The sequence below is a fragment of the Marivivens sp. JLT3646 genome, assembly GCF_001908835.1.
Classification (GTDB): Bacteria; Pseudomonadota; Alphaproteobacteria; order Rhodobacterales; family Rhodobacteraceae; genus Marivivens; species Marivivens geojensis.
On record NZ_CP018572.1, the window covers coordinates 2210001 to 2233971 of the forward strand.

21 protein-coding genes and 1 tRNA gene (1 of these 22 running past the window's edge) are annotated in these 23971 nt (G+C 57.6%); 15 read left to right on the forward strand and 7 right to left on the reverse strand.

The window, feature by feature from the left end; all coding sequences use genetic code 11:
• The 5 genes in view from mreC to BSK21_RS11050 are tightly spaced (at most 1 nt apart) and all read left to right on the forward strand, a layout consistent with a single transcriptional unit that may run on beyond the window.
• Positions 1-92 carry the 3' end of a rod shape-determining protein MreC gene (mreC, locus tag BSK21_RS11030; protein ID WP_067550598.1) on the forward strand. The gene continues 817 nt to the left of window position 1, outside the view, so the window shows 92 of its 909 coding nt (coding positions 818-909); the start codon falls outside the window, past its left edge; its stop codon occupies positions 90-92.
• Positions 85-624 carry a hypothetical protein gene (locus tag BSK21_RS11035; RefSeq protein WP_067550600.1) on the forward strand — a complete coding sequence of 180 codons (540 nt, stop codon included), beginning with the start codon at positions 85-87 and terminating at the stop codon, positions 622-624. Before mreC ends, BSK21_RS11035 begins: the two co-directional genes overlap by 8 nt.
• Positions 621-2564 carry a penicillin-binding protein 2 gene (gene mrdA, locus BSK21_RS11040; protein WP_067550602.1) on the forward strand — a complete coding sequence of 648 codons (1944 nt, stop codon included), beginning with the start codon at positions 621-623 and terminating at the stop codon, positions 2562-2564. Before BSK21_RS11035 ends, mrdA begins: the two co-directional genes overlap by 4 nt.
• Before the next feature lies 1 nt (position 2565).
• Entirely contained in the window at positions 2566-3705 is a 1140-nt protein-coding gene (rodA, locus tag BSK21_RS11045) for a rod shape-determining protein RodA (protein WP_067550604.1), read from the forward strand.
• Positions 3705-4628: a glyoxylate/hydroxypyruvate reductase A gene (locus BSK21_RS11050; protein ID WP_067550606.1), complete on the forward strand. Its 924-nt coding sequence runs from the start codon at positions 3705-3707 to the stop codon at positions 4626-4628. The genes rodA and BSK21_RS11050 overlap by 1 nt, the downstream gene beginning before the upstream one ends.
• Here the strand turns inward: BSK21_RS11050 and BSK21_RS11055 are convergent.
• Entirely contained in the window at positions 4625-5407 is a 783-nt protein-coding gene (locus tag BSK21_RS11055) for an SseB family protein (RefSeq protein ID WP_067550870.1), read from the reverse strand. The two genes, BSK21_RS11050 and BSK21_RS11055, sit on opposite strands and share 4 nt — an antisense overlap.
• Before the next feature lie 284 nt (positions 5408-5691).
• Here BSK21_RS11055 and BSK21_RS11060 point away from each other — a divergent pair, with 284 nt between their 5' ends.
• The 5 genes from BSK21_RS11060 (at position 5692) to BSK21_RS11080 (ending at position 11149) form a co-directional block, all read left to right on the forward strand.
• Positions 5692-6951, forward strand: a complete 1260-nt coding sequence (locus BSK21_RS11060; RefSeq protein WP_067550608.1) for a Na+/H+ antiporter NhaA — start codon at positions 5692-5694, stop codon at positions 6949-6951.
• Between the two features lie 153 nt (positions 6952-7104).
• On the forward strand, positions 7105-7767 hold the full coding sequence (locus tag BSK21_RS11065) for an ABC transporter ATP-binding protein (protein ID WP_067550610.1): 663 nt from the start codon (positions 7105-7107) through the stop codon (positions 7765-7767).
• Positions 7742-9436, forward strand: a complete 1695-nt coding sequence (locus tag BSK21_RS11070) for a capsule biosynthesis protein (RefSeq protein WP_067550612.1) — start codon at positions 7742-7744, stop codon at positions 9434-9436. Before BSK21_RS11065 ends, BSK21_RS11070 begins: the two co-directional genes overlap by 26 nt.
• A 204-nt stretch (positions 9437-9640) precedes the next feature.
• Positions 9641-9715 (forward strand) — tRNA-Gln (locus BSK21_RS11075).
• A gap of 255 nt (positions 9716-9970) precedes the next feature.
• Positions 9971-11149 carry a cytochrome b/b6 domain-containing protein gene (locus BSK21_RS11080; RefSeq protein WP_082959443.1) on the forward strand — a complete coding sequence of 393 codons (1179 nt, stop codon included), beginning with the start codon at positions 9971-9973 and terminating at the stop codon, positions 11147-11149.
• A 53-nt stretch (positions 11150-11202) separates the two neighbouring features.
• On the opposite strand, the gene BSK21_RS11085 is transcribed toward BSK21_RS11080, so the two are convergent.
• On the reverse strand, positions 11203-11781 hold the full coding sequence (locus BSK21_RS11085) for a YceI family protein (RefSeq protein WP_067550616.1): 579 nt from the start codon (positions 11779-11781) through the stop codon (positions 11203-11205).
• A gap of 388 nt (positions 11782-12169) precedes the next feature.
• Between BSK21_RS11085 and deoC the strand changes: the two genes are divergently transcribed.
• The 3 genes from deoC to rsgA all read left to right on the forward strand — a co-directional run bounded on the left by deoC (position 12170) and on the right by rsgA (position 16564).
• Positions 12170-13081 (forward strand): deoxyribose-phosphate aldolase, encoded by a 912-nt coding sequence (gene deoC, locus BSK21_RS11090; RefSeq protein WP_197498188.1) that lies wholly within the window; start codon positions 12170-12172, stop codon positions 13079-13081.
• 10 nt (positions 13082-13091) lie between these two features.
• Positions 13092-15449, forward strand: a complete 2358-nt coding sequence (locus BSK21_RS11095; protein ID WP_067550618.1) for an aldehyde dehydrogenase family protein — start codon at positions 13092-13094, stop codon at positions 15447-15449.
• Positions 15450-15529: 80 nt separating this feature from the next.
• Entirely contained in the window at positions 15530-16564 is a 1035-nt protein-coding gene (rsgA, locus tag BSK21_RS11100; protein ID WP_067550620.1) for a ribosome small subunit-dependent GTPase A, read from the forward strand.
• A gap of 61 nt (positions 16565-16625) precedes the next feature.
• On the opposite strand, the gene BSK21_RS11105 is transcribed toward rsgA, so the two are convergent.
• A complete protein-coding gene (locus BSK21_RS11105) occupies positions 16626-18908 on the reverse strand; it encodes an adenosylcobalamin-dependent ribonucleoside-diphosphate reductase (protein WP_067550622.1) in 2283 nt (760 codons plus the stop codon).
• Between the two features lie 137 nt (positions 18909-19045).
• Here BSK21_RS11105 and BSK21_RS11110 point away from each other — a divergent pair, with 137 nt between their 5' ends.
• Positions 19046-19477 (forward strand): DUF1489 family protein, encoded by a 432-nt coding sequence (locus BSK21_RS11110; RefSeq protein ID WP_067550624.1) that lies wholly within the window; start codon positions 19046-19048, stop codon positions 19475-19477.
• A 6-nt stretch (positions 19478-19483) separates the two neighbouring features.
• Here BSK21_RS11110 and hisG read toward each other — a convergent pair whose 3' ends face one another.
• Genes hisG through hisS form a run of 3 tightly spaced genes read right to left on the reverse strand, consistent with a single transcriptional unit; the run spans position 19484 to position 22751 of the window.
• Positions 19484-20176 (reverse strand): ATP phosphoribosyltransferase, encoded by a 693-nt coding sequence (hisG, locus tag BSK21_RS11115; RefSeq protein ID WP_067550626.1) that lies wholly within the window; start codon positions 20174-20176, stop codon positions 19484-19486.
• Entirely contained in the window at positions 20173-21258 is a 1086-nt protein-coding gene (locus BSK21_RS11120) for an ATP phosphoribosyltransferase regulatory subunit (protein ID WP_067550627.1), read from the reverse strand. The genes hisG and BSK21_RS11120 overlap by 4 nt, the downstream gene beginning before the upstream one ends.
• On the reverse strand, positions 21255-22751 hold the full coding sequence (gene hisS, locus BSK21_RS11125) for a histidine--tRNA ligase (RefSeq protein ID WP_067550628.1): 1497 nt from the start codon (positions 22749-22751) through the stop codon (positions 21255-21257). The genes BSK21_RS11120 and hisS overlap by 4 nt, the downstream gene beginning before the upstream one ends.
• Before the next feature lie 114 nt (positions 22752-22865).
• Here hisS and BSK21_RS11130 point away from each other — a divergent pair, with 114 nt between their 5' ends.
• Positions 22866-23069 carry a SlyX family protein gene (locus BSK21_RS11130; protein WP_067550629.1) on the forward strand — a complete coding sequence of 68 codons (204 nt, stop codon included), beginning with the start codon at positions 22866-22868 and terminating at the stop codon, positions 23067-23069.
• On the opposite strand, the gene BSK21_RS11135 is transcribed toward BSK21_RS11130, so the two are convergent.
• Complete coding sequence (locus BSK21_RS11135; RefSeq protein WP_067550630.1) at positions 23070-23924, reverse strand: hypothetical protein; 855 nt, start codon at positions 23922-23924, stop codon at positions 23070-23072.
• Between the last annotated feature and the right edge of the window lie 47 nt (positions 23925-23971).

The following is a 23971-nucleotide window of genomic DNA, read 5'->3' on the forward strand; positions in this document are numbered from 1 at the left end:
GGGAACGCATCGACGACCCTGGCAATCTCTTAGCCCCCAACGCCGTAGAAGCCGCATCGCCCGAAACTATGGAAGCGCCTTCAGATGGCTGAGGTTCAGGCAACACGTCGTTGGGCTGGACGCGCCCTTTTTGTCGGTCTGTCGTTCACCTTTCTGTTCGCCCAGATGTTACCTCTGAACATGGTGCCTGACCGCATCGCAGCACCTGATATTCTGGTCGCCTTCACTCTGGCGTGGGTGATCCGACGTCCAGACCTAACGCCTGTTTCCTTAATCGCGCTGGTTCATTTCAGTGCCGATATCTTGCTCGACCGACCACCCGGGCTTTGGGCCGCGCTGATCGTGATCAGCACCGAGATTTTGCGCAATCGTGCCGCCGACCTGCGAGCCTTGGCCTTTCCGTTTGAATGGCTACTCGTCACAGGAACGCTCGTGGGTCTTTACGTGGGCTATCGCGTTATTTTGACCATCTTACTCTTGCAGCAAGCCCCGTTGATGCTGACATTAACCCAACTGACCATCACGATTTTGGTTTATCCTGTTGTGGTGTTCTTATCTTACTTCGCTTTCGGGATTAGCCGTCCCGCGATGGGCGAAGTTGACGATCTGGGGAGACGCCTGTGAAACGCCCACCAAAGGACACTGCGCAGAGCCAGCGGGGCATTGGCCGCCGCACTTTGGTCGTGGGTGGGTTGCAGCTTGCGACGGCAGGTCTATTGGCGCTGAAACTACGGTCGATGCAGGTCGAACAGGCAGAGACATTCCGCCTATTGGCCGATGAAAACCGCATTAACATCAAGCTATTACCGCCTGCTCGCGGTTTAATCTATGACCGCCGTGGCGTGTTGCTCGCGGGGAACGAACAGAACTATCGGATTACGATGACCCGCGAGGATGCGGGCGACGTTGAAGAGGTGCTCGACCGTCTGTCGCAGCTTATCCCACTGTCCGACACCGCGCGTGCGGAAGCTCTCAAAGAGATGAGCAACCGTTCCGCCTTTGTGCCTGTCACCATCGCGGACCGTCTGACGTGGGACGATATCACCCGCGTGACCGTAAATGCCCCTGCCCTGCCCGGTGTAACGACCGAGGTTGGCCTGAGCCGTTATTACTCCCAAGGCGCGGACCTCGCCCACGTTATTGGCTATGTCGGTCCCGTATCGGATTACGACCTCAGCCGCATCGAAAACCCTGATCCTCTCCTCCAGATTCCCAAATTTCAGATTGGCAAGACAGGCGTCGAAGCCAAGATGGAAGAAGTCCTGCGTGGATCGGCTGGCACCCGTCAAATCGAGGTAAATGCCATTGGCCGCGTTATGCGCGAACTGTCGCGGGAAGAGGGGCAACCCGGTGCCGACCTTCAGTTGACCATCGACAGCGCACTACAAACTTACGTCGAAGCGCGCCTCGAGGGTGAATCCGCTGGCGCCGTGGTGATTGACCTCGAAAACGGTGATCTGCGTGCGGTCGTGTCATCGCCTTCGTTCGATCCGAACCTCTTTGTGCGCGGAATTTCTGTGGCCGAATGGAACGCTTTGAACGAAAACCCGTTCCGCCCCCTCGCCGCCAAAGCCGTGCAAGGCACTTACCCACCGGGGTCGACGTTCAAGATGATCACCGCGCTTGCGGCACTCGAAGACGGCGTGTTGGACCCAGAAGAGACGATCCTTTGCCGTGGCTACACCGAAGTGTCTGGCACCCGTTTTCACTGCTGGAAAAGCGGCGGGCACGGCAACGTCAACTTACATGACAGCCTCAAACAGTCCTGTGACTGCTACTATTACGAGGTCTCCCAGCGCGTCGGCATTGATAAGATTTCGGCAATGGCACGGCGGTTTGGTCTAGGCGTCCGCCATGACCTCCCCTTGTCGGCAGTGGCTGAAGGGCTTGCACCCGATAAAGAGTGGAAAGCCACCGTTCGCGGTGAGGATTGGCGGATTGGTGACACGGTCAACGCATCAATCGGACAGGGCTATGTCCTAGCCTCGCCGCTCCAGCTGGCGATCATGTCCGCACGCATCGCAACCGGACGCACCATCACACCACGCCTGATCCACACGATCGACGGTGTCGAGACGCCAAAGCTGAGCGACGACACAATCGGCCTCAACGAAAACTACCTCCGCCGTATTCGTGCAGCGATGGATGCGGTGTCAAACAACAACCGTGGCACAGCCTATGGGTCGCGGATCAATGTCTCCGACAAACGCATGGGCGGAAAGACAGGCACCAGCCAGGTGCGCCGCATCACCGCAGAAGAACGCGCGCGTGGCGTGACGAGCAACGCTGATCTACCATGGGAACGCCGTGACCACGCGTTGTTTGTGGGCTTTGCCCCCGTGGATAATCCAAAATACGCGGTTGCGGTCGTTGTCGAACACGGTGGTGGCGGGTCCGCTGCCGCTGCACCAATTGCGCGCGACGTGATGCTTCAAGCCCTCTACGAAGGGCAGCCTCCGTTAGAAGCGTATCCGTCGAACGTGCGAGGCCGCATTTCGGAACAGCAACGCGCCATCCAAAACCGCGTTCAACCTGGGGCCATTCAAGGCAACGATAGGGCCTGACATGAGCTACCTCGAATATAACGTGAAATCGGTTCCGACGGGGTTCAGAAAGCTCCTCTTTCTAAACTGGCCGATCATTCTATTACTCTGCGCGATCTCAAGCGCGGGCTTTATCATGCTCTACTCCGTCGCTGGCGGCTCCATAAACCCTTGGCTCGAACCGCAATTGAAACGCTTTGCGTTGGGCATGGCGGTGATGTTGGGCATCGCAATGATTCCGATCTGGTTTTGGCGCAACGTCTCTGCGGTCGGCTATATCGTTTCTGTCCTTCTCTTGATCGCGGTTGAGCTTTTCGGCGAAGTCCGCATGGGGGCCCAGCGCTGGATCAACCTCGGCTTTATGGTTCTTCAGCCATCCGAGCTGGCAAAGATCACCGTAGTTATGTTCCTCGCCTCCTATTACGACTGGCTGCCTCTGAACCGCAAATCCCACCCACTCTGGGTCTTTATACCCGTGATGATCATCATGGTGCCCACGGCGTTGGTCCTAAAACAGCCCGACCTTGGAACAGCCTTGCTCGTGATGATTGGTGGTGGCACGATCATGTTCCTCGCCGGCGTCCATTGGGCCTACTTTGCAGCCGTCATCGCAAGTGGGGTCGGCGTCGTGTGGGCCGTGATGGTATCCAAAGGCCAATCTTGGCAGTTGTTGAAAGACTACCAATACCGTCGAATTGAGACCTTCCTCGATCCAGCCAGTGATCCGCTGGGCGCGGGGTATCACATCACTCAGGCAAAGATCGCACTCGGCTCGGGCGGGTGGACAGGACGCGGGTTCATGCAAGGCACGCAATCGCGCCTGAACTTCCTGCCCGAAAAGCATACCGACTTTATTTTCACTACCTTGGCCGAAGAATTCGGTTTCATCGGCGCCACGACCCTATTGGCGCTCTATGTTGCGCTGATTTTGATCTGCATTTTCACGGCCCTTCAAAACCGCGACAGGTTCGGATCTTTGCTGACATTGGGCATCACGATGACATTTTTCCTCTATTTCGCGGTGAATATGTCGATGGTGATGGGCATGGCGCCGGTCGTGGGTGTACCTCTGCCGATGGTCAGCTACGGCGGTTCGGCAATGTTGGTGCTCTTGGTCGGTTTCGGCCTTATCCAGAGCGCGCACGTCCATAGGGCACGATAATGATCAATATTCTCTTTTCCGCTCGTCCGCAGCTTTGGGACGTATACCGCGATCTCTTGATCGAGGCCTGCGCGGCTAAAGGCGTCGACATCAACCTCGGCACGGATATTCCTGCGGAACAGGTCGACTATATCATCTTTGCGCCCAATCCGACACTGACCGACTTTACGAAGTTCACCCGCTGCAAAGCGGTACTTAGCCTTTGGGCAGGGGTCGAAACCATCGCCCCAAATACCACCCTGACCCAGCCGCTGTGCCGATTGGTTGATACTGGACTGACCCAAGGCATGGTCGAATGGGTGACGGGCCATGTTTTGCGCCATCATCTGGGTATGGATCAGCAGATCAAAAACCAAAACGGCGAATGGGCCCCCGTGGCACCACCGCTGTCAAAGGATCGACCTGTCACGATTCTCGGGCTCGGGGAACTTGGTGCAGCCTGCGCTAAGTCATTGGTGCAGCTTGGATTCCCAGTGACTGGTTGGAGCCGAACACCAAAATCCATCGACGGTATCCGCTGCCTATCGGGATCACCAGCTGAAGCGCTCAAGGACGCGCAAATCGCGGTTCTTTTACTGCCTCTCACGTCGCAGACTGAAAATATTTTGGACGCAGACGCACTGGCCACGATGTCCAAAGGCGCGTTTGTAATCAATCCAGGTCGGGGTGCACTGATCAACGACCATGCGCTATTGGCCGCACTCAACTCTGGGCAGGTTGCACACGCCACGTTGGATGTGTTCCGTGTCGAACCGCTCCCCGCAGATCATCCCTACTGGGCGCACCCTAATGTTACGGTCACGCCCCATATCGCCAGCGAAACGCGACCCGAAACGGCTGTTGAACAAATCGCGGAAAATCTGCGCCGTGCCGAAGCAGGCGAGCCACTCCTAAACCTCGTCGATCGGACCCGAGGCTATTAACGCAGCTTTGGCGGACGCGCTGGGTCCATGCCTGGGTTAGACCCTGGGATGGCTTGTGGAACCTCTGGTTTCGGCAAATCGAACCGCAGCCCAACACGTTCCAGTCGCGCGACAAAATCGCTGTCTGCAGACACAAAGGTGACGTCGATCATACCTGCGTCCACGCCTGAAAACGTCAGCGCTTCGGCAACAGCACGTGCTAAGGCAGGTTCTGCGCCTTCGACAGCGCCCACATAGGTCAGAATATGACCGCGTGCGCCCGTGTCATAGGTCACGCCAGAAAGATAAGCGACCTCGGCCAATCCTCCGGCCGTTGCGAGTTTGCGGTCCAATCCTGTCACGACAGACTCGGGCAACCCTTTGGGAGCGGTGATTTCAACGGGACGCGCTTGGGCTTCTTCTGGTGCATTGCCAAGCGTTTCAATCAGCCAGTCGATCGCCGAAGGCGGGATCAGGATCGACGAGGGCTGACCAAGGTTCACCCCCATACCGACGCCCTGCCCGACCAACATCTGAGCAAGACCACGCCCTGACACAGCCGCATAGCTCGCTGCCCGCTCTGCAAAATCGGCCAGACGTTCTTCGCGGTCAAAGACGAGGACATATTGCACATCGTCAGCCTCAATCACTTCGGGATTTATATCGTCATCGCCCTCAGGCTCTGACGCCAGCAAAAGGAACATCTCGGTATCAGCGAGGCGTTCGTAAAACCGCAGACGCGCCGCATCATTGTCGGGGTCGGCATCCATCGCAGCGTGGGCTGTATCAAGCTCTGTCATCATGGAACACCTCATCCGTTTGCGGTCCGCATATTGGGCTTTGGCCTATTGCGCCGCGTGCCCAAGGGCAAGGGTCGGCTGCGGCGAATAGGACAATTTCCACGATACAAACTAGGCAAACCGATAAATTTCACCAATATGGCCGTAATTGCTCGGATTTGCCGAAAAGCCTTAGCGCAAATGGACACAACAGGGGCCAAAGGCGGTATAGAGCTACACCGCATCGTTGTGATTGACGTCAAGTTACGGTAATCGCACGTCACCTAAATAACGAGGAAAGCTGCATGTACCGCGTCTGGAACTTTCTTACGCAATACTCGCTCCTGCTAATCATCGGGGCGCTTGCCGCTCTCGCATGGGCGAACACCAACCCCGAAAGCTATCACCATTTTGTCGATTATGTTCTGATCGATAACTTCTTTATCGGTCACCTGCATGATGACGGCCACGGGCATGTCACACGCACGCTGACTCTCCACTATCTGGTCAATGACGTCCTTATGGCGCTGTTCTTTGCCATCGCAGCCAAGGAAGTCTGGGAAGCGATTATCCTCGAAAATGGGTCCTTGCGCGGCAAGAAAGCTGCAACCCCGCTGATCGCGACCGCTGGTGGCGTGCTTGGTCCAGTGGCTGTTTACCTTGGCCTCGCAGCATTCCTCGGTTCGGACACCTACGAAGCCGTGTCCAAAGGTTGGGCGATCCCCACCGCAACGGACATCGCGTTTTCGTACCTCGTTGGTCGTCTGGTGTTCGGCGCTGGTCACCCTGCGGTTCGCTTCCTGCTTCTTCTGGCAATCGCGGACGACGCTGTCGGCCTGTTGATCCTCGCGATCTTCTACCCATCGGGCGATCTGGCTCCGGTTTGGCTGCTGCTCTCGTTCGGCGCTGCCATCGCAGTCTTCGTTCTGGCAAACTGGCTGCCCCGCCATCTGGACCGCGGCAATCAAGCCCGCCCGAACTCCACTTGGGTGCGCAAAAAACTGTCGTTCTGGCCCTACGCGATTGCGGCGGCTCTTAGCTGGTATGGCTTCCAAGAGTCGGGCATTCACCCTGCGCTTGGCCTCCTGCCGATCGTTCCAACAATCCCTCATGCAGACCGTGCGTTCGGCTTCTTCTCTGACGCTGAAACTCACCTGCATGACCTGCTCAACGACATCGAACACGCGTTGAAGTATCCCGTTGAAATCATCCTGTTGTTCTTCGGCCTCTTGAACGCTGGTGTGGAGTTTAAATCCATCTCTGAACCGACTTGGCTCGTGCTTGCTGGTCTGCTGATCGGCAAACCCCTCGGCGTGATGATCATGGGCTGGATCGCGGCGAAACCACTTCGCCTTGGCCTGCCAGAAGGCATGCGGATCATCGACCTCTTCGTAATCGGCTGTGTCGCCGCGATTGGCTTTACCGTGGCTCTGTTCGTGGCCTCTGTTGCCTTTGACGCTGGTCCCGTTCAGGACGCAGCCAAGATGGGCGCATTGTTCAGCTTCTTTGCTGCTGCCATTTCAATCGTCGCCGGCAAACTGACCGGCGTTCAAAAAGTGAACTAATACTTAACGCGGCCCGCCTTCACAATTTGAGGCGGGCCGCGAAATCATTGTATTTTTCCTCTTCGATCCGACATAATGAGGGGAAAATTGCCAAACAGTTTGGCACAACCATGACCCAACAATGGGCGCCCGAGCAGGGCAGAGCGGATCGCGATGCTTGAATTCGTAAACGTGAGCAAGTCCTTTTGGACCGGAAAACAGCGCAAGGTCATCCTTGATCGCGCATCGTTTCGTGTGGACCTCGGCAACTCGCTTGGCATTTTGGCCCCGAACGGCACGGGTAAAACCACGCTGATCAACATGATGTCCGGCTTGGAAAAACCCGACGAAGGCGAAATCCATCGTAAGTGCAGGATTTCATTCCCGCTGGGGTTTATGGGCGGACTCGTCACGCGCCACACAGGCAAAGAGAACACCCGCTACATCGCGCGCCTCTACGGCCTAGACCCTGACTACATCGAAGCCTTCTGCCGCTGGCTCTGCGATATCAAAGAATACTTCGACATGCCCGTCGGCACCTATAGCCAAGGTATGCGCGCACGATTGTCTTTTGCGCTGATGTTGGCGCTCGATTTTGATATGTATCTGATCGACGAAGGCATGCCTTCGACAACTGACCAAGAATTTAACCCCAAAGCGGGCGAAATATTAAGAGAACGGTTGGAAACAACAACGGTGGTCATCGTGTCCCACCAAGCCGCCACGCTAGAGCGGTTCGCCAAATCGGCAGCCGTCTTGATGGACGGTCACCTACATATGTTCGATACCTTGGAAGAGGCAAAACAGCTTTATGACTATGAAACCCAAGGCCAGTAAATTCCGCCTACGGACCACCGATCCGAAAGCACCCGATGACAAACCGCAAGCGGCTCGCCCAACGCCACCGCAGCAGCCACAACCGCGCCCACAGGTCCAGCGCCCTCAACAGGCACGCGCACCGCAACCTGAGCAGGCGCAAGAGCAGCCGACGCCGCCCGTTGACGCCAATGTCGACAGCCCCGCCGTCGCCTCTGCCGAAGCTGAAATTGATGCGATCCGCAAAGAGGGCCTCACGGGTCGTCAGTTGCGAATGGCGCGGCGTGTCGCGCAAAAACATGGCCTAGCCACGACCTCCGATTTCGATGCCGTCCGCCAATTGCGCCAAAACGGAATTGATCCCTTTGAACGGTCGAGCATCCTCGAACTCGTCGCCCCAAGTGGCGGCGGGAATGGTGGCGGCGCGAACCCTCCCACTGGGACCGCGCTCGCGGCTGGTGGGAAAATGCAACTGCCACAGACGATCCAACAGGGCCGCGCACTCACCGCACCTGATCCCGCTGCCGCCGCAGAACGCCGCGCGAGCGAGATCATGCGCATCCAGCAGGACCTCATTCGCCGCCGCCGCCAACGGTTGGTGTCCCTGTTCTCGCGTCTCGCGATCTTTGTCCTGCTGCCGACGCTGCTGGCAGGCTATTACTACTTTGTCATCGCGACCCCGATGTATGCGACAAAGTCTGAATTCGTGATCCAGCAATCCCAGCCTGCAGGCGGTGCCGCTGGCGGCCTCTCTGGTCTGTTCCAAGGCACATCGCTCGCCACTCAGGCCGATGCGATTGCCGTGCAGTCCTATCTCACGTCCCGTGCCGCTATGGTGCGCCTCGACGAAGAAGAGGGTTTCAAAGCCCACTTTAGCCAGGATCACATCGACCCCATTCAGCGCCTTGATCCAGACGCCAGCAATGAGGCCGCCTACAAACTGTATCAGCGTCTCTTGACCATCGGCTATGACCCGACCGAGGGCATCGTCAAAATGGAAATGGTCGCAGCCGACCCACAGACCAGCCAACGGTTCTCTGAAGCGCTGATCTCATACGCCGAAGAACAGGTCGATCAACTGACGCAGCGTATGCGCGAGGACCAGATGTCCGGTGCAAACGCCAGCTACGAAGAGGCAGAGGCCCGCCGTAAAGAAGCGCTTGAGGCCCTTCTAACCATTCAGGAAGACCTCGAAACCTTCAGCCCCGATAGCGAAGCGCAGCTCGTCATGAACCAGATCGGGCAGCTTCAGACCAGACGGCAGGATAAGATCCTCGAATTGGCGTCCTTGCAGTCCGTCGCCCGCCCGAACGAAGCCCGCGTAAACGCCGTGAACAGCGAGATCGCGAGCCTTGAAACCTCGATTGAGGACCTGCGCCTACAACTCACCGAAACAACAGGCTCCGGGAATTCACTTGCGTCCAAAACAACGGAACTGCGAGCTGCGGAAGAAAATTATCAATTCCAGATCGCACTGGTACAGCAGGCCCTCACCATGATGGAAACGGCTCGGCTCGAGGCCAACCGTCAGGTGCGCTACTTGTCCCTCGGCGTTGTGCCGATCGCGCCCGATGATCCGACTTACCCCAAAGCTTTTGAGAACACCCTAGTCTCTTTCCTGATCTTCGCAGGGATTTACCTCATGTTCTCACTGACGGCTTCGATCCTCCGCGAACAGGTTTCGTCGTAGATTCTGTGTCCGACTCGCTTTGACATCGAACGTCCCGCCCATTCGGCGGGACGTTTTCGTATTCAGCGTGTCACCAAAGGCTCGAAAACACGCACGGATACCCCTGTTTTCCAACGGCCTAAAAAGAATGCACCAAGAGTAACAGTTTTTTGCCGCTTCCCCCTTGAACCGCCCCGCAGCAGCTTGTAATACCCCCCTCGCTGCTGGGGTGTAGCCAAGTGGTAAGGCACCGGTTTTTGGTACCGCGCACCGTAGGTTCGAATCCTACCACCCCAGCCAGTTTCTCAATAAGTTTTTGATATGTAGGATAAAATGGCACACCGTTGTCGCAGCCATTTCCTTGCGGTACTTAGGTGCGATACATGCGCCGAATACCCCCTTTCCCATGATCAGGATTCTATGACTGGGGACTAGCTGCACGGAACTTGCCTCATCCCACCATTTTGCACAGACTCTGTGGAAAGCGGGGCGAAGATTTGCGGAGGCTATTGCGATAACGTGCGCGTATCATAGTCCAACAAGATCGTTCACATCATGGTTTCCAACACGTCGAATAGCTACGGGGCGCTTGCCCGTTTTTTTCATTGGTCTATCGCCCTCTTGATCCTCACCGACATTGTATTGGGGTTGATCGGGGATGCGACCGAACGCAACGCAGAGACTGCGGGGTTCCTCCAGACCCTGTATTCCACACATAAAACCATCGGCGTCGCGGTTCTGCTCCTCGCAGTCCTGCGCGTGATCTGGGCCCTCACCCAGCCCAAGCCCGCACCATTGCACCCCGACCGCAAAGCCGAAACCTTTGTGGCCGAAGTCGTACATTGGGCGCTCTATGGCGCGATTTTCGTGATGCCTTTGTCTGGGTGGGTGATGCATTCGGCCGAGACGGGCTTTGCTCCGATTTGGTGGCCCTTCGGTCAAAACCTCCCGTTCGTTCCAAAGTCTGAGTCCGTCGCTCATATCGCGGGGGCCGTTCACGGGCTGTCCGCTATTGTCATCTACCTCACCGTCGGCGCGCATATCGCTGGTGCGCTGAAACACGCGATTATCGACCGCGATGATACTCTGGCCCGTATGACCAAAGGCACGGCTGCAGGTTCGAAGGCGTCATCGGGCAGCCATATTGCTGCGATGGTTCCCGCAACGATCCTTTGGGTCGCCGTCATAGCAACGCCTATTCTGACACAACCCGCTCACGAACACGGCCCAGAAACGGTTGCTGTCGAAACGGCGTCAGATGCGAATTGGCAGGTCGAGAGCGGAACCCTCACATTTACGGTCGCGCAAATGGGGGCGCCTGTGACAGGCCAGTTCGGCGCTTGGACGGCATCGATCCAGTATGGCGACACGGGGTCGGGTGAGGTTGAGGTCATCATCGACACCACGTCTCTCACTCTCGGGTCGGTCACTGATCAGGCCAAAGGAGCGGAGTTCTTTGACACCTCCAACTACACCACTGCCGTCTTTGCTGCCGACATCGAACAGATCGACGGGGTATCGCACCGCGCGAATGGGACGCTGACACTGGTCGGTCAAACCATCCCTGTGGTTCTGGACTTCACGCTCAACCGCGACGGTGATGCCGCGACAATGATGGGCACAGCATCACTGGATCGCCGCGACTTCGGGATGGGATCGGGTTACACGGATGAATCGACGGTTGGCTTTGGCGTCACAGTCGATGTGGCCCTCACCGCGACACGAACCCGCTAAACAAAAAAGCCGCCGGAGCGCTCCGGCGGCTTTCGCATTCACTTTGGTTCGGATTATTCAGCCGGTACCATTGCTTCGATCGAAATCTCGATGGCCACTTCGTCGCTGACGTAAGGCGCGAACATTCCCATATCAAAGTCCGAACGCAGAACAGTGGTGGTCGCGTTGAAACCAACCCACGGCAGGTTCGCCATCGGGTGGTCGCCCATCTGGGTCATGGTCGCGTCCAGAACGACCGGTTTGGTGATGCCGTTTACAGTCAGGTCGCCAGTGATGAGGCCTGTGTTTTCGCCAGTCACTTCGATGCCAGTCGAGGCAAAGGTGATCAGCGGAGCAGCGCCCGCACCAAAGAAATCGTCCGACAGGAAGTGTGCGTCGCGCTCATTCCAGCCGGTAATCAGGCTGTCAGCTTTGACTTCGACGGTCACAGACGACGCCGCGGGATTTTCAGCGTCGAACGAGATCGCGCCGTCAAAGCCCGAGAACATGCCAGTCGTGGTCGAGAAGCCAAGGTGGTTATAGGAGAACACGATCTGGCTGTGCGATGCATCCAGAACGTAATTTACAGGCTCTGCAGCCACAGCAGTTGCGAGGCCAAAGACCGCAGCTGACGTAAGGAAGAACTTTTTCATAATACACTCTCTTGGGTTGTGTGAGAACTGATCCCGACACTTAACCGAAACATTTGGTTCGGCAATTCACAGTGGCGGAACAGGGTCTGTGTTTTGGCGAACAGCCCGTCGCGCCAAAGTGACTTGCTAATGACGTAAGGGCAGGCCACCCACATTTTACCCTTCGATCAAAAAATACTTTTAATTTCGCCTGTGGTCTGGTCTGTCCTGTGGATGCATCGCGCAATTCAGGCTACCATCCTGACATTGCCCAGAGGTTTTGGAGCTTTCTATGACTGTAGACGCCCGCCAAGGCGCCACCACAATGCAGGCCGCGCATCAAGTGCCCGCAACGACTGATACGGCCCATGCGTTCGAACGAAACGCGGGCTGCCCCCTTGATGTGTCCATGTTCGACGGACACGCCGTCAACCTAAGCGCTACGGAACGGCGCGCGGCGACACTCACAACCCGCAGATCAGTAAAGAAAGCGCATCAGGCGGCCTGGCTCGTGAACGCGATCCGCATGATCGACCTGACGACTCTCTCTGGTGACGACACACGCGAACGTGTGCGCAGGCTGTGTGCTAAGGCTGCCCAACCCCTGTCCCCACAGCTTAAGGCCGCAATCGGGATGGAGGGCATGCGCCTCACAACCGGCGCTGTCTGCGTCTACCCCACAATGGTGCGACACGCGGTTGAGGCGCTCGATGGCACTGGCATTCCTGTCGCCTCGGTCGCCACCGGTTTTCCGGCGGGTTTGACGCCCCTGAACCTCCGCCTCGCTGAAATCCGTTATGCGGTCGAAGAAGGTGCCGAGGAAATCGACATCGTGATTTCCCGCGAACTGGCGCTCAAAGAAAACTGGTCGCAGCTTTACGACGAAATCGCCGCAATGCGCGAGGCCTGTGGGCCCGCCCACATGAAAGCGATCCTTGCCACAGGCGAATTGCGTACGCTTCGTAATGTCTATGCGGCCTCGATGGTCGCGATGCAGGCGGGTGCCGATTTCATTAAGACCTCCACCGGCAAAGAAGGCGTGAACGCCACCCTGCCCGTCTCACTCACTATGGTGCGCGCACTTCGGGACTACGGCGCTGAAACTGGGTTCAAAATTGGGTTCAAACCTGCGGGCGGCATCAAATCCGCCAAAGAAGCCATCGCATGGCAAATCCTGATGAAAGAAGAAATGGGCCGCGATTGGTTGAACCCTGATCTGTTCCGCTTTGGCGCGTCCTCTATGCTAGGCGACATTGAACGCCAGATCGAACATTTCGTCACAGGCCGCTATTCCGCCGCCAACCGCCACGCCACCGCGTAAGAGAGTTCAGATGACCGATATTACACCGCTTCTTTCCGACCTCGATTACGGCACCGCACCAGAGGACGCATCCATCGTTCGCAAATGGCTCGACGATCATAAGGCTGGCTTTGGCCATTTCATTGACGGTGCGTTTACGCCCGCGGGCGAAACCTTTACCGTCACAGACCCCGCAACTGGCGATGTCATTGCCCACGTGACCCAAGGCACGAACGCCGACGTGGACAAGGCCGTTGCCGCCGCGAACAAGGCTCAGCCGAAATGGGCGAAACTGTCGGGCCATGAACGTGCCAAACACCTCTATGCTTTGGCGCGTCACATCCAACAACACGCACGGTTTCTGTCCGTCTTGGAAACCATCGACAACGGCAAACCGATCCGCGAAAGCCGCGATATCGACATCCCGCTAGTCGCTCGCCATTTCTACCACCATGCAGGCTGGGCCGAAATTCTGTCGGACGAATTCCAGAACATGGATGCCGTGGGTGTCTGCGGTCAGGTGATCCCGTGGAACTTCCCGCTGCTGATGCTCGCATGGAAAATCGCGCCCGCGTTGGCAGCGGGTAACACCGTTGTTCTAAAACCCGCTGAATACACGCCGCTGACCGCGCTGGCCTTTGCCCAGATCGCGGCGGAGTGTGGCCTGCCCAAAGGCGTGCTGAACATCGTAACGGGTGATGGCGCGACGGGTGCTGCCATCGTCGGCCACAAGGACATCCAAAAGGTCGCCTTTACGGGATCAACCGAGGTGGGCCGCATCATTCGCGACCAGATTGCCGGTTCGGGCAAGGCGTTGACCCTCGAACTTGGCGGTAAATCCCCGTTCATCGTCTTCGCAGATGCTGACCTCGATGCAGCCGTCGAAGGCGTCGTCGATGCCATCTGGTTTAACCAAGGTCAGGTCTGCTGTGCAGGGTCCCGCATCCTCGTGGCAGAGGCCGTTGCCCCTCGCTTTACCGCTCTCTTGAAAACCCGCATGGCAAAGCTGCGCGTTGGTGATCCGCTCGACAAAAACACGGATGTCGGCGCGATTGTGCATCCCGTTCAGGCCGACCGCATTCGTGATCTGGTCCAAAAGGGCCAAGACGCAGGCGCCGTCCTGCACCAAATCCCTGCACCGCAGGGCTGTTTCTACCCCCCAACCCTCGCGACCGATGTCGAACCCGCGTCGATCCTGTGGGAAGAAGAAATCTTTGGCCCCGTGGTCACGCTTACGACCTTCCGCACGGTCGATGATGCCATCGCATTGGCGAACAACACGCGCTACGGCCTCGCGGCGTCGATCTGGTCAGAGAACATCAACCTCTGCCTCGATATCGCGTCCAAGGTCAAAGCGGGCGTTGTCTGGATCAATGCGACCAACATCTTTGATGCAGCCGCTGGCTTTGGCGGCTACCGCGAAAGCGGGTTTGGCCGCGAAGGTGGCCGCGAGGGGATGCTGTCCTACTTGAAACCCGCGTCGGTCAAATCGGGCAAGGTAGAACCCGCTCCCGCCGCACTGGATGCCGCCGTTGGCCTATCAACGACCAACGACGTTGACCGCACGGCCAAGCTCTATATCGGTGGGAAACAAGCACGCCCTGACAGTAGCTATTCCTACACCGTGTCTGGCGCGAAAGGCCCCGTAGGACTCGCCCCACTTGGCAGCCGTAAGGACATCCGCAACGCCGTTGAAGCCGCTGCCAAGGCCTCTGGCTGGGGCAAGGCGACAGGTCACAACCGCGCGCAGGTCCTCTATTACATTGGTGAAAACCTCTCGGCCCGCGCGAACGAATTCGCGGACCGCCTGCAGTCCTTCGGCGCCAACAAAGGTACCGCGCAAACAGAAGTCGAGGCCGCAATCCGCCGCTGTTTCTGGTATGCGGCTCAGGCCGACAAATTCGACGGTGCGGTTCACTCCACCCAGTCGCGCATGGTCACATTGGCGATGAACGAGCCGTTGGGAGTCGTCGGGATCGCTTGCCCCGACCGCCATCCGCTGCTCGGGTTTATCTCAACCGTGCTGCCAGCCATCGCGACCGGCAATGCCGTGGTCGCCGTGCCATCGCAGACCCACCCACTTGCAGCGACGGATTTCTACCAGATTCTCGAAACCTCTGACGTGCCCGCTGGCGTCGTCAACATCGTGACTGGCCCGCGTGAGGAACTCTCCAAAACGCTCGCCCAACACGATGAAGTCGCCGCCATGTGGTATTTCGGAACTGCTGACGGCTGCGCCATGGTGGAAAAGGCATCGACCGGGAACCTGAAACAAACGTGGACCGAAGTCGCAGGCACCCGTGATTTTGCATCCACCGCAGGGCAAGGGCGCGAATTCCTCGTCCGTGCGACCCAAGTGAAAAACATCTGGGTGCCCTACGGCGAATAACCCCGTTAGGTGCAGCCCTTTGATCAAAGGGGCTGCACCTAACACTTGCAACACTCGGCAATTCTAGCCATGCAGTGCGCGTGACTATTGCATCTGAATCCCAGTCTGATCGTTTGGCCACCCTTGGGTGGACCTCGTTCTATGTCGACCAATTGTCCGACGACGAGGCTGGCCTCGTGCCCATGCGCGTCGCGACTGTCCACCGCAGCCGAATGATGGCCACGACAGGGACGGATTCCATACGTCTGGTTCTGGGCCACAATGTCCGAACCACTGATTTCGCGGTTGGCGATTGGGTCTTGGTCGAACCTGACACCTCGCTTTTGGTGCGCCGCCTTGACCGTCATTCCCTGCTCCAACGCCGCACCGAAGGGGGCCGCGATCACCAGCTGATCGCCGCAAACGTGGACACACTCTTTATCGTCACCTCCTGCAACGACGATTTTAATCCTGCGCGGTTAGAGCGATATCTGGCCCTCTCGAATGAGGCAGGCACGACTCCCGTCATCGTTCTGACGAAGGCCGACCAAACCACCGAACTCGACCGATACAAGACCGAGGCCGCCGCCATCCAACGCGACCTGACCGTCGTCACGGTCAACGGCAAATCCCCTGACGCGGCCAAAGTCCTCGCGCCGTGGTGCGGCGCGGGTCAAACGGTTGCCCTGATCGGATCGTCTGGCGTTGGCAAATCAACACTCTTGAACACGCTCGCTGATAAAGCCCCCGACGAGGCCCAAGCCACGGGCGGCATCCGCGAATCCGATGCCAAAGGACGCCACACGACTACATCGCGGTCGCTGCATTCCATTGAGGGCGGTGGCTGGGTCATCGACACCCCAGGCATGCGCACCCTTCACGTCAGCGATCTGTCGGTCGGACTCGACCTACTCTTTGCCGAAATCGTAGAGCAAGCCGACAACTGCCGCTTTCGCAATTGCACCCACGCCCACGAACCGGGTTGCGCCGTCCAAGCCGCCGTCGCCCGCGGCGAAATCGACGCGGCGCGCCTAGATCGCTGGCACAAGCTCCAAGACGAAAACCGCACCAACACGCCCGTTCAAACTGGCCCGCGCGGGAAAAAGGTCACCAAACCGTCGGGGCGCAGGCGCTAAGCACACAACGAAAAAGGGCGGCTCTCACAGCCGCCCTTTCGTAAGTTCTATTCAGCGCAGATCAGCCACACTTGGAATATCCGCATGATGGGCAAGAGGCACAGCCGCTTTCCATTTTCATGCCGTATTCACCGCAGGATGGGCAAGGTTTGCCGCGCGGGGCTTCGCCGACGACCATAACTTCGGCTTGGGGATCGACCTTGAGGTGCTTGCCTTCGCCTTCGATAAAGCCAATCGCAACCATGTGTTGCTCCAGCACACCACCGATAGCCGCGAGGATCGACGGGACGTATTTGCCCTTCATCCATGCACCACCACGCGGGTCGAATACAGCCTTCAGCTCTTCGACAACAAAGGACACATCACCACCGCGACGGAAAACGGCCGACACCATGCGGGTCAGTGCAACAGTCCACGCAAAGTGCTCCATGTTTTTGGAGTTGATGAAGACCTCGAACGGACGGCGATGACCGGCGATCACAACGTCATTGACGGTGATATAGATCGCATGCTCGCTATCCGGCCATTTGACCTTGTAGGTGTTACCTTCGAGGGCGGCCGGACGGTCCAGCGGCTCGGACATGTAGATGACTTCCGCATCAGTCGAAGTGGTCTCTGGTGCCTCCGACGGGGTCTTGTCCGACGATTCAGACACCGACAGAACCGAACCCGTCACATCATTCGGACGGTAGGTGGTGCAGCCCTTACAGCCTGTCTCATAAGCTTCCATGTAGACTTCTTTGAACGAGTCAAAGTCGATGTCTTCGGGGCAGTTGATGGTTTTCGAAATCGACGAGTCGATCCATTTCTGCGCAGCTGCCTGCATGCGCACGTGTGCCAGAGGCGCGAGCGTCTGAGCGTTCACAAAGTAGCTCGGCAGTTCTGCGTCTGCGCCGAACTTATCACGGTAGAGTTTGACCGCGTAATCGACGACTTCTTCTTCGGTGCGCGAACCGTCTTTTTGTAGAACCTTTCGAGTGTAAGCGTAAGCAAACACAGGTTCGATGCCCGACGATACGTTGCCAGCATAGAGCGAAATGGTGCCTGTCGGCGCGATCGAAGTCAGCAGCGCATTGCGGATGCCGTGCTCTGCAATTGCGTCTTTCACGTCCTGATCCATGATCTTGAGCGAACCGGACGCGAGGTATTTGTCTTTGTCAAAGAGTGGGAACGCGCCCTTCTCTTTGGCCAATTCAACAGACGCGAGGTAGGACGCGCGAGCAATCTGTTTCATCCATGCTTCGGTTTGCGCGGCGGCTTCTTCGGTGCCGTATTCCAAACCAACCATCAGCAGCGCGTCAGCCAAACCAGTGACGCCCAGACCGATACGACGCTTGGCCGCCGCTTCTTGGGCCTGCGCCTCAAGCGGGAAGCGCGATGCGTCTACAACGTTGTCCATCATACGCACAGCGGTCGCCACTAGGTCATCGAGCTGTTCAACGTTCAGACGAGCGTCTTTTTCGAACGCGTTCTCAACCAGACGCGCCATGTTGATCGAGCCGAGCAGACATGCGCCGTAAGGCGGCAGCGGCTGTTCACCACAGGGGTTCGTCGCTGCGATGGTTTCGCAGTAGGACAGGTTATTCATCTCATTGATGCGGTCGATAAAGATCACGCCCGGTTCAGCGTAATCGTAGGTCGACTGCATGATGGTGTTCCACAGATCACGTGCGTTGACGGTCTTGTAGACCTTACCGTCGTAGATCAGTTCCCACGATTTATCCGCCTTAACCGCTTCCATGAACGGATCAGTGACGAGCACCGACATGTTGAACATGCGCAGACGTGCAGGGTCGGATTTCGCGGTGATGAACTGTTCGATATCGGGGTGATCACAGCGCATCGTAGCCATCATAGCACCACGGCGCGAACCAGCAGACATGATCGTGCGGCACATCGCATCCCAAACATCCATGAACGACAGCGGGCCAGACGCATCAGCAGCCACACCTTTGACCAGCGCGCCTTTGGGACGAATCGTCGAAAAGTCGTAACCGATGCCGCCGCCCTGCTGCATGGTCAGCGCCGCTTCTTTGAGCATGTCGAAAATGCCGCCCATCGAATCCGGCACGGTGCCCATAACAAAGCAGTTGAACAGAGTGACCGAGCGCGCGGTACCAGCACCAGCGGTGATGCGGCCAGCAGGCAGGTATTTGAAATCTTCCAGAGCGCCGTAGAACTTATCTTCCCATTTCTTGGGGTCTTTTTCGACAGCCGCCAATGCCCGCGCGATCCGACGCCACGAATCTTCGACGGTGCCATCCAAAGGTTTGCCGTCGGCATCCTTGAAACGGTACTTCATATCCCAGATTTGTTCGGCAATTGGGGCGGCGAAACGAGTCATTCGATCAATCCTCTGTCGGCATTCATATATGGCTGGACCGCATAGATATTGTGATGAAACTCGTGAGGCAACACAAAATATTGCCTTGCCCACAGGTTTATTTGCTCTATCTAGCTATGCTTCGGAGACCATAAGTTATGACCAAATTCACCCACTTAATCAAGCTATCGGTCGGCACAGAAGGCGTTTCAGACCTTGCTGATTGGCAGAAAACAGTTGCTGCACGGACCTCTGACGGATTGCCGCGCCATGTGACTCGCATGTGGCCGAAACGCGAGGACGAAGTTCTGAACGGTGGATCGATCTATTGGGTGATCAAAGGTGTGATCCTTTGTCGCCAAACGATTCTGCGTTTGGATGAGGTCACAGGACACGACGGCATCCGCCGCTGCGCAATCGTGCTTGATCCTGAACTGGTGCGCGTTGAGCCGACGCAAAAACGTGCGTTCCAAGGCTGGCGATACCTGAAACCCGAGGACGCCCCCGCCGATCTAAGCCGCGCCAAAGAGGGAGAGGCCGATCTGCCCCCATCCCTCTCTGCCGCATTGGCCGAAATTGGTGTTCGGTAGGACCGCTCAGATACCCAGCAGGTCTTCGAGCTGCGCCAAAACCAGACGATCTTCGTTCGACCAATCCGCAGAACGCGATTTGAACAAAGTCGCCTGTGACGAGTGAACCAGCGAATCCGACAGGATTTTCAGGTTATTCGCCCGCAGCGTTTCACCCGTTGACGTAATATCCGCGACCGCTTCGGCGGTTTCATTGCGAACGGTGCCTTCTGTCGCGCCTTGGCTATCGACCAACTGATAATCGGCAACGCCGTGTTCCCGCAGGAATTCCCGCACCAGGCGGTGATATTTGGTCGCGATGCGCATACGATAACCATGGGTCCGACGGAACTGAGCCGCCGCCGCATCAAGATCGTCGAGCGTCTCTACATCGACCCACGAGGTTGGCACCGCGATGATCAGATCAGCGCCACCGAATCCCATGCCCGCCAGTTCCGTGACACGGGTTTCCCAGCTCGGCACTTTCTCCCGAACGAGATCCGATCCTGTGACGCCCAAATGGATTCGCCCAGCCGTCAATTCACGCGGAATTTCCCCCGCCGACAAAAGCACCAGTTCAACGCCGTCGATCCCCTCGACCGCACCAGAGTATTCGCGCTCTGACCCGGTTTTCTTTAGCGTTAGTCCACGCTCTTCAAACCAGTCAAAAGTCTTATCCATCAACCGCCCTTTGGACGGCACACCGAGCTTGATCGTCATAGCGTATCCCTCAGCGCGAGAACGAGTTCAGGACGGATCACCCCGCCCACCGCAGGCACGGCACGGCCACGACCCAGAACATGGGTGAGCGCATCATATCGTCCACCCGACGCCACGGGCGGCAAATCAGGGCGTTTGTCCGCGTAAAAGCCAAACACGAACCCGTCGTAGTATTCGAGTGTGGTCCGACCAAAGTTGCCTTCGAAATCGAGGGCATCAACGTCAATCCCTGCCTTCGACAGCGCCTCAAGACGTTGGCTGAACCGCTGAACGGCAGCGCCAATCGATGGCATATCAACCGCGATATCGCGCAGGTGGCTCAAGACATTCGGAGATGTTTCCCGCAGGCTCAGGATTTCGTCCAGCAGGGCAATCTGTTCAGACGCAATCGGGGCCGCCGCCGCATCTTCGCGGAGCGCATCAATGCGGGCCTCAACCTCGGCACGGGTCCGAACACCGTGGCTGGTATCAATCCCTTTGAACGGGTCATCGCTCGCCAAAAGTGCAGTGCGTGACGCAGGCACAGGCGTTTTCCCTCCGAACCGATCGAGAAGTGCACGGAACCGACGCGGGCGCCAGATATGACGCAATAGCGCAGCCTTGCGGGCCTCAGTCGTTGACAGCCCACGCACCGCAGCCATCAAAATTCCCAAATCACCCGTCGCAGCGCGAACAGGCAAACCTTCGAGAGCTTTGGAAATCAGGGTGAAAACCTCGGCGTCCGCGTGATTGGGCGCCTTGCCGTCAAAGACCTCATAGCCGACCTGAACATATTCGTTCGGTCGCGATGTATCGTCTTCCTGCATACGGAATACTTTGCCCGAGTAGGTATAGCGGGCAGGTTCTGCGTTGGTTTCCATGTGCCACTGCACCACAGGAACGGTAAAGTCAGGACGCAGCATCATTTCGCCGCGCAACCCATCATAGGTTACATAGGCGCGGGCTCGGATGTCTTCGCCGTAGAGATCCAACAGGGTCTCAGCGGGCTGGAGGATATCCGTCTCAACGATCTGCGCGCCCTGCGCTTCAAACAGCGCACGAATACGGCGCGCTTCGGCGTTTGCTTGGATCAAGCCTGTCATTTCTTCTGGCTTTCCAAAATCTCTCGCACTTTCGCGACCAGATCACCGCGCGGCACTTCGTACTGGCTTGGACGTTCTTTCCATTCGTCGAGCGTTGCGTTCTGCGCGATCTGCGCACCAAGGATCAGGTCCTTGATCTGCACAACGCCGTTTTCTTTTTCAGAACAACCCTCGATCACAGCGATCGGAGAATTGCGTTTGTCCGCGTATTTCAGCTGATTGCCAAAATTCTTGGGGTTCCCCAGATAAACTTCGGATCGAATACCCGCGTTGCGCAGTTCCGCGACCATCGCCTGATAGTCCGCCATGCGGTCCTTATCCATCACGGTAACAACAACGGGGCCAACGGCCTCATTGCTCATCCGCCCTTTGGCGCGCAGTGCAGCCAACAGGCGGTCAACACCGATAGAGACACCTGTCGCAGGGACTTCTTGACCCGTGAACCGTTTCACGAGGTCATCGTAACGACCACCACCCGACACGGACCCGAACTGACGCGGACGCCCTTTTTCGTCGAGGATTTCAAAGGTCAGTTCAGCCTCGAACACGGGACCAGTGTAGTAACCAAGACCACGCACCACCGACGGGTCGATCAGGATACGGTCAGAGCCATAGCCCTGCGCGTCCAAAAGCTCTGCCATATACTCAAGCTCGTTCACACCGTCGTTGCCGACGACCGAAGCGCCAACCAACTCGCGCAGACGCGCAGCCGTTGCTGCTCCGCTTTCGCGACGTGCATTCATAAAGCCCATGACGATATCGGCCTGCTCGTCCGACAGACCTGCACCTTTGGTAAAGTCGCCAGAGTCGTCCATACGGCCTTTGCCGATCAGAAGGCGAACGCCCTCTTCGCCGAACTTGTCGAACTTATCGATGGCGCGCAAAACGATGCCGCGTTCATCAACGAACTTCTCGGGATCGGTCGGGTCGAGAACGCCAGCGACTTCCATCACGCCGTTCAGAACTTTGCGATTGTTCACACGGACAATGTAATCACCACGCGGAATACCCACGGTTTCCAGCGTATCCGACAGCATCGCGCAAATCTCTGCATCTGCGGCAACGGTTGGCGATCCAACGGTATCCGCATCGCACTGATAAAACTGACGGAACCGGCCCGGACCCGGCTTTTCATTGCGCCAAACAGGCCCCATCGCATAGCGGCGATATGGCGACGGCAGATCGTTGCGATATTGCGCGGCCACACGCGCCAGCGGCGCGGTCAAGTCATAGCGCAGCGCGACCCAGTCCTTTTCATCCTCTTGCCACGCGAACACACCCTCGTTCGGGCGGTCCACGTCAGGCAGAAATTTACCAAGCGCCTCAACGGTCTCAACAGCCGAGGTTTCCAGCGCCTCAAACCCGTAGCGATGATACACTTCGGCAATCTGACCGAGCATATGGCTCCGCTCGGTGACTTCTGCACCGAAGTAATCACGGAAACCTTTGGGCGTTTCTGCCTTGGGGCGGGGCTGTTTCTTTACCTTGGCCATCTTATTCCTCGAGGGTCGGCTATCGGGTCTGCGTTTAACCCGCCAATGGCCTAAGGGCAACGCGAAGGTTGCAGGTTACTGGCGGGGTCTCTTCGGACGTGCTATCTGGGCGATATGACAAATATTACCGACCTCGAAGAAAAAATCGCTCACCTGACCCGCACCGTCGACGATCTGTCGGATGTTGTGGCCCGTCAGGAACGCGCACTCGCTCTCGTGATGCGCCGCGTTGGCCTTCTGATGGAGCGCGAGGCCGAACGCGAGGCCGCCTCAGGCGACGGCGTCCCGCTGGCCGATCAACGCCCGCCGCACTGGTAATCAGTGTTCGTCGATTGCGGCGACATCACCGTTATGCAGCAGGATATTGGTCCATTCGGGGTTGGTCCCAAATGTCTCATACACCGTCATAAACACAGTATTCCGACCCAGCGCGTCCAGTTGCGCGCCGCAGGGTTCACCATGCCCGACGCGGCAGACCGATGATTTGATCGCCTCGTACGTGCTATCGGTGTCCGTATAGGGCAGCGCTGATTCAGGTGTCAGATAGCGCACCATTTCATGCGTGCCGACATCACCGAACATCACAACCGCCGCCGTCACCTGCCGTGCGCAGCCATCTGCGAAACCCGTGATGTAATGCGTGCGCGGAACCGATGTGTCCCCACCCGCGTCATAAACCGTGTAACCCGCAACCGATTCCACCTTTTGTCCCATGTCAGAAGTCGAAACCCCACAAACGGGCGCGATCATACCGTAAGGGAGGAAGGTCCCAATCGGCACCGCATCGGCCGGCTCTGCTGGTGTTTCAGCATCATCCGTATTCCGCGCAAACATGCGACCAAAGAAACCGCCACGGGCCGCAGGGGTCTCTGGTTCGAGGTCATCTACAGGGTCAGTCACTTCAACCGCGGCCAATTCGACCTCGGCCTCTGGGGTGTCATCGGCGACGGCAGCTTCGGCAGACACCTCAGCATTGCCCGCAAATATCCGCCCGAAAAATCCGCGTTTCTCTTCGATTTCTTCGGCGACTGTCACATCGGTTTCAGCCGCAATCGCTGCCTCTGGCACATCAGCGGCCAGTTCGACCTCATCCAGACGACCCACCTTATCGAGCGGGGACATACAGCCCGCCAACAGCCCGACAGAGGCGATAGCAAAAAGGCGGTTTAACATGGCGGGTCCCTTCCGAGTGGTCCCGCGTTTTAACACGATACCCCCGA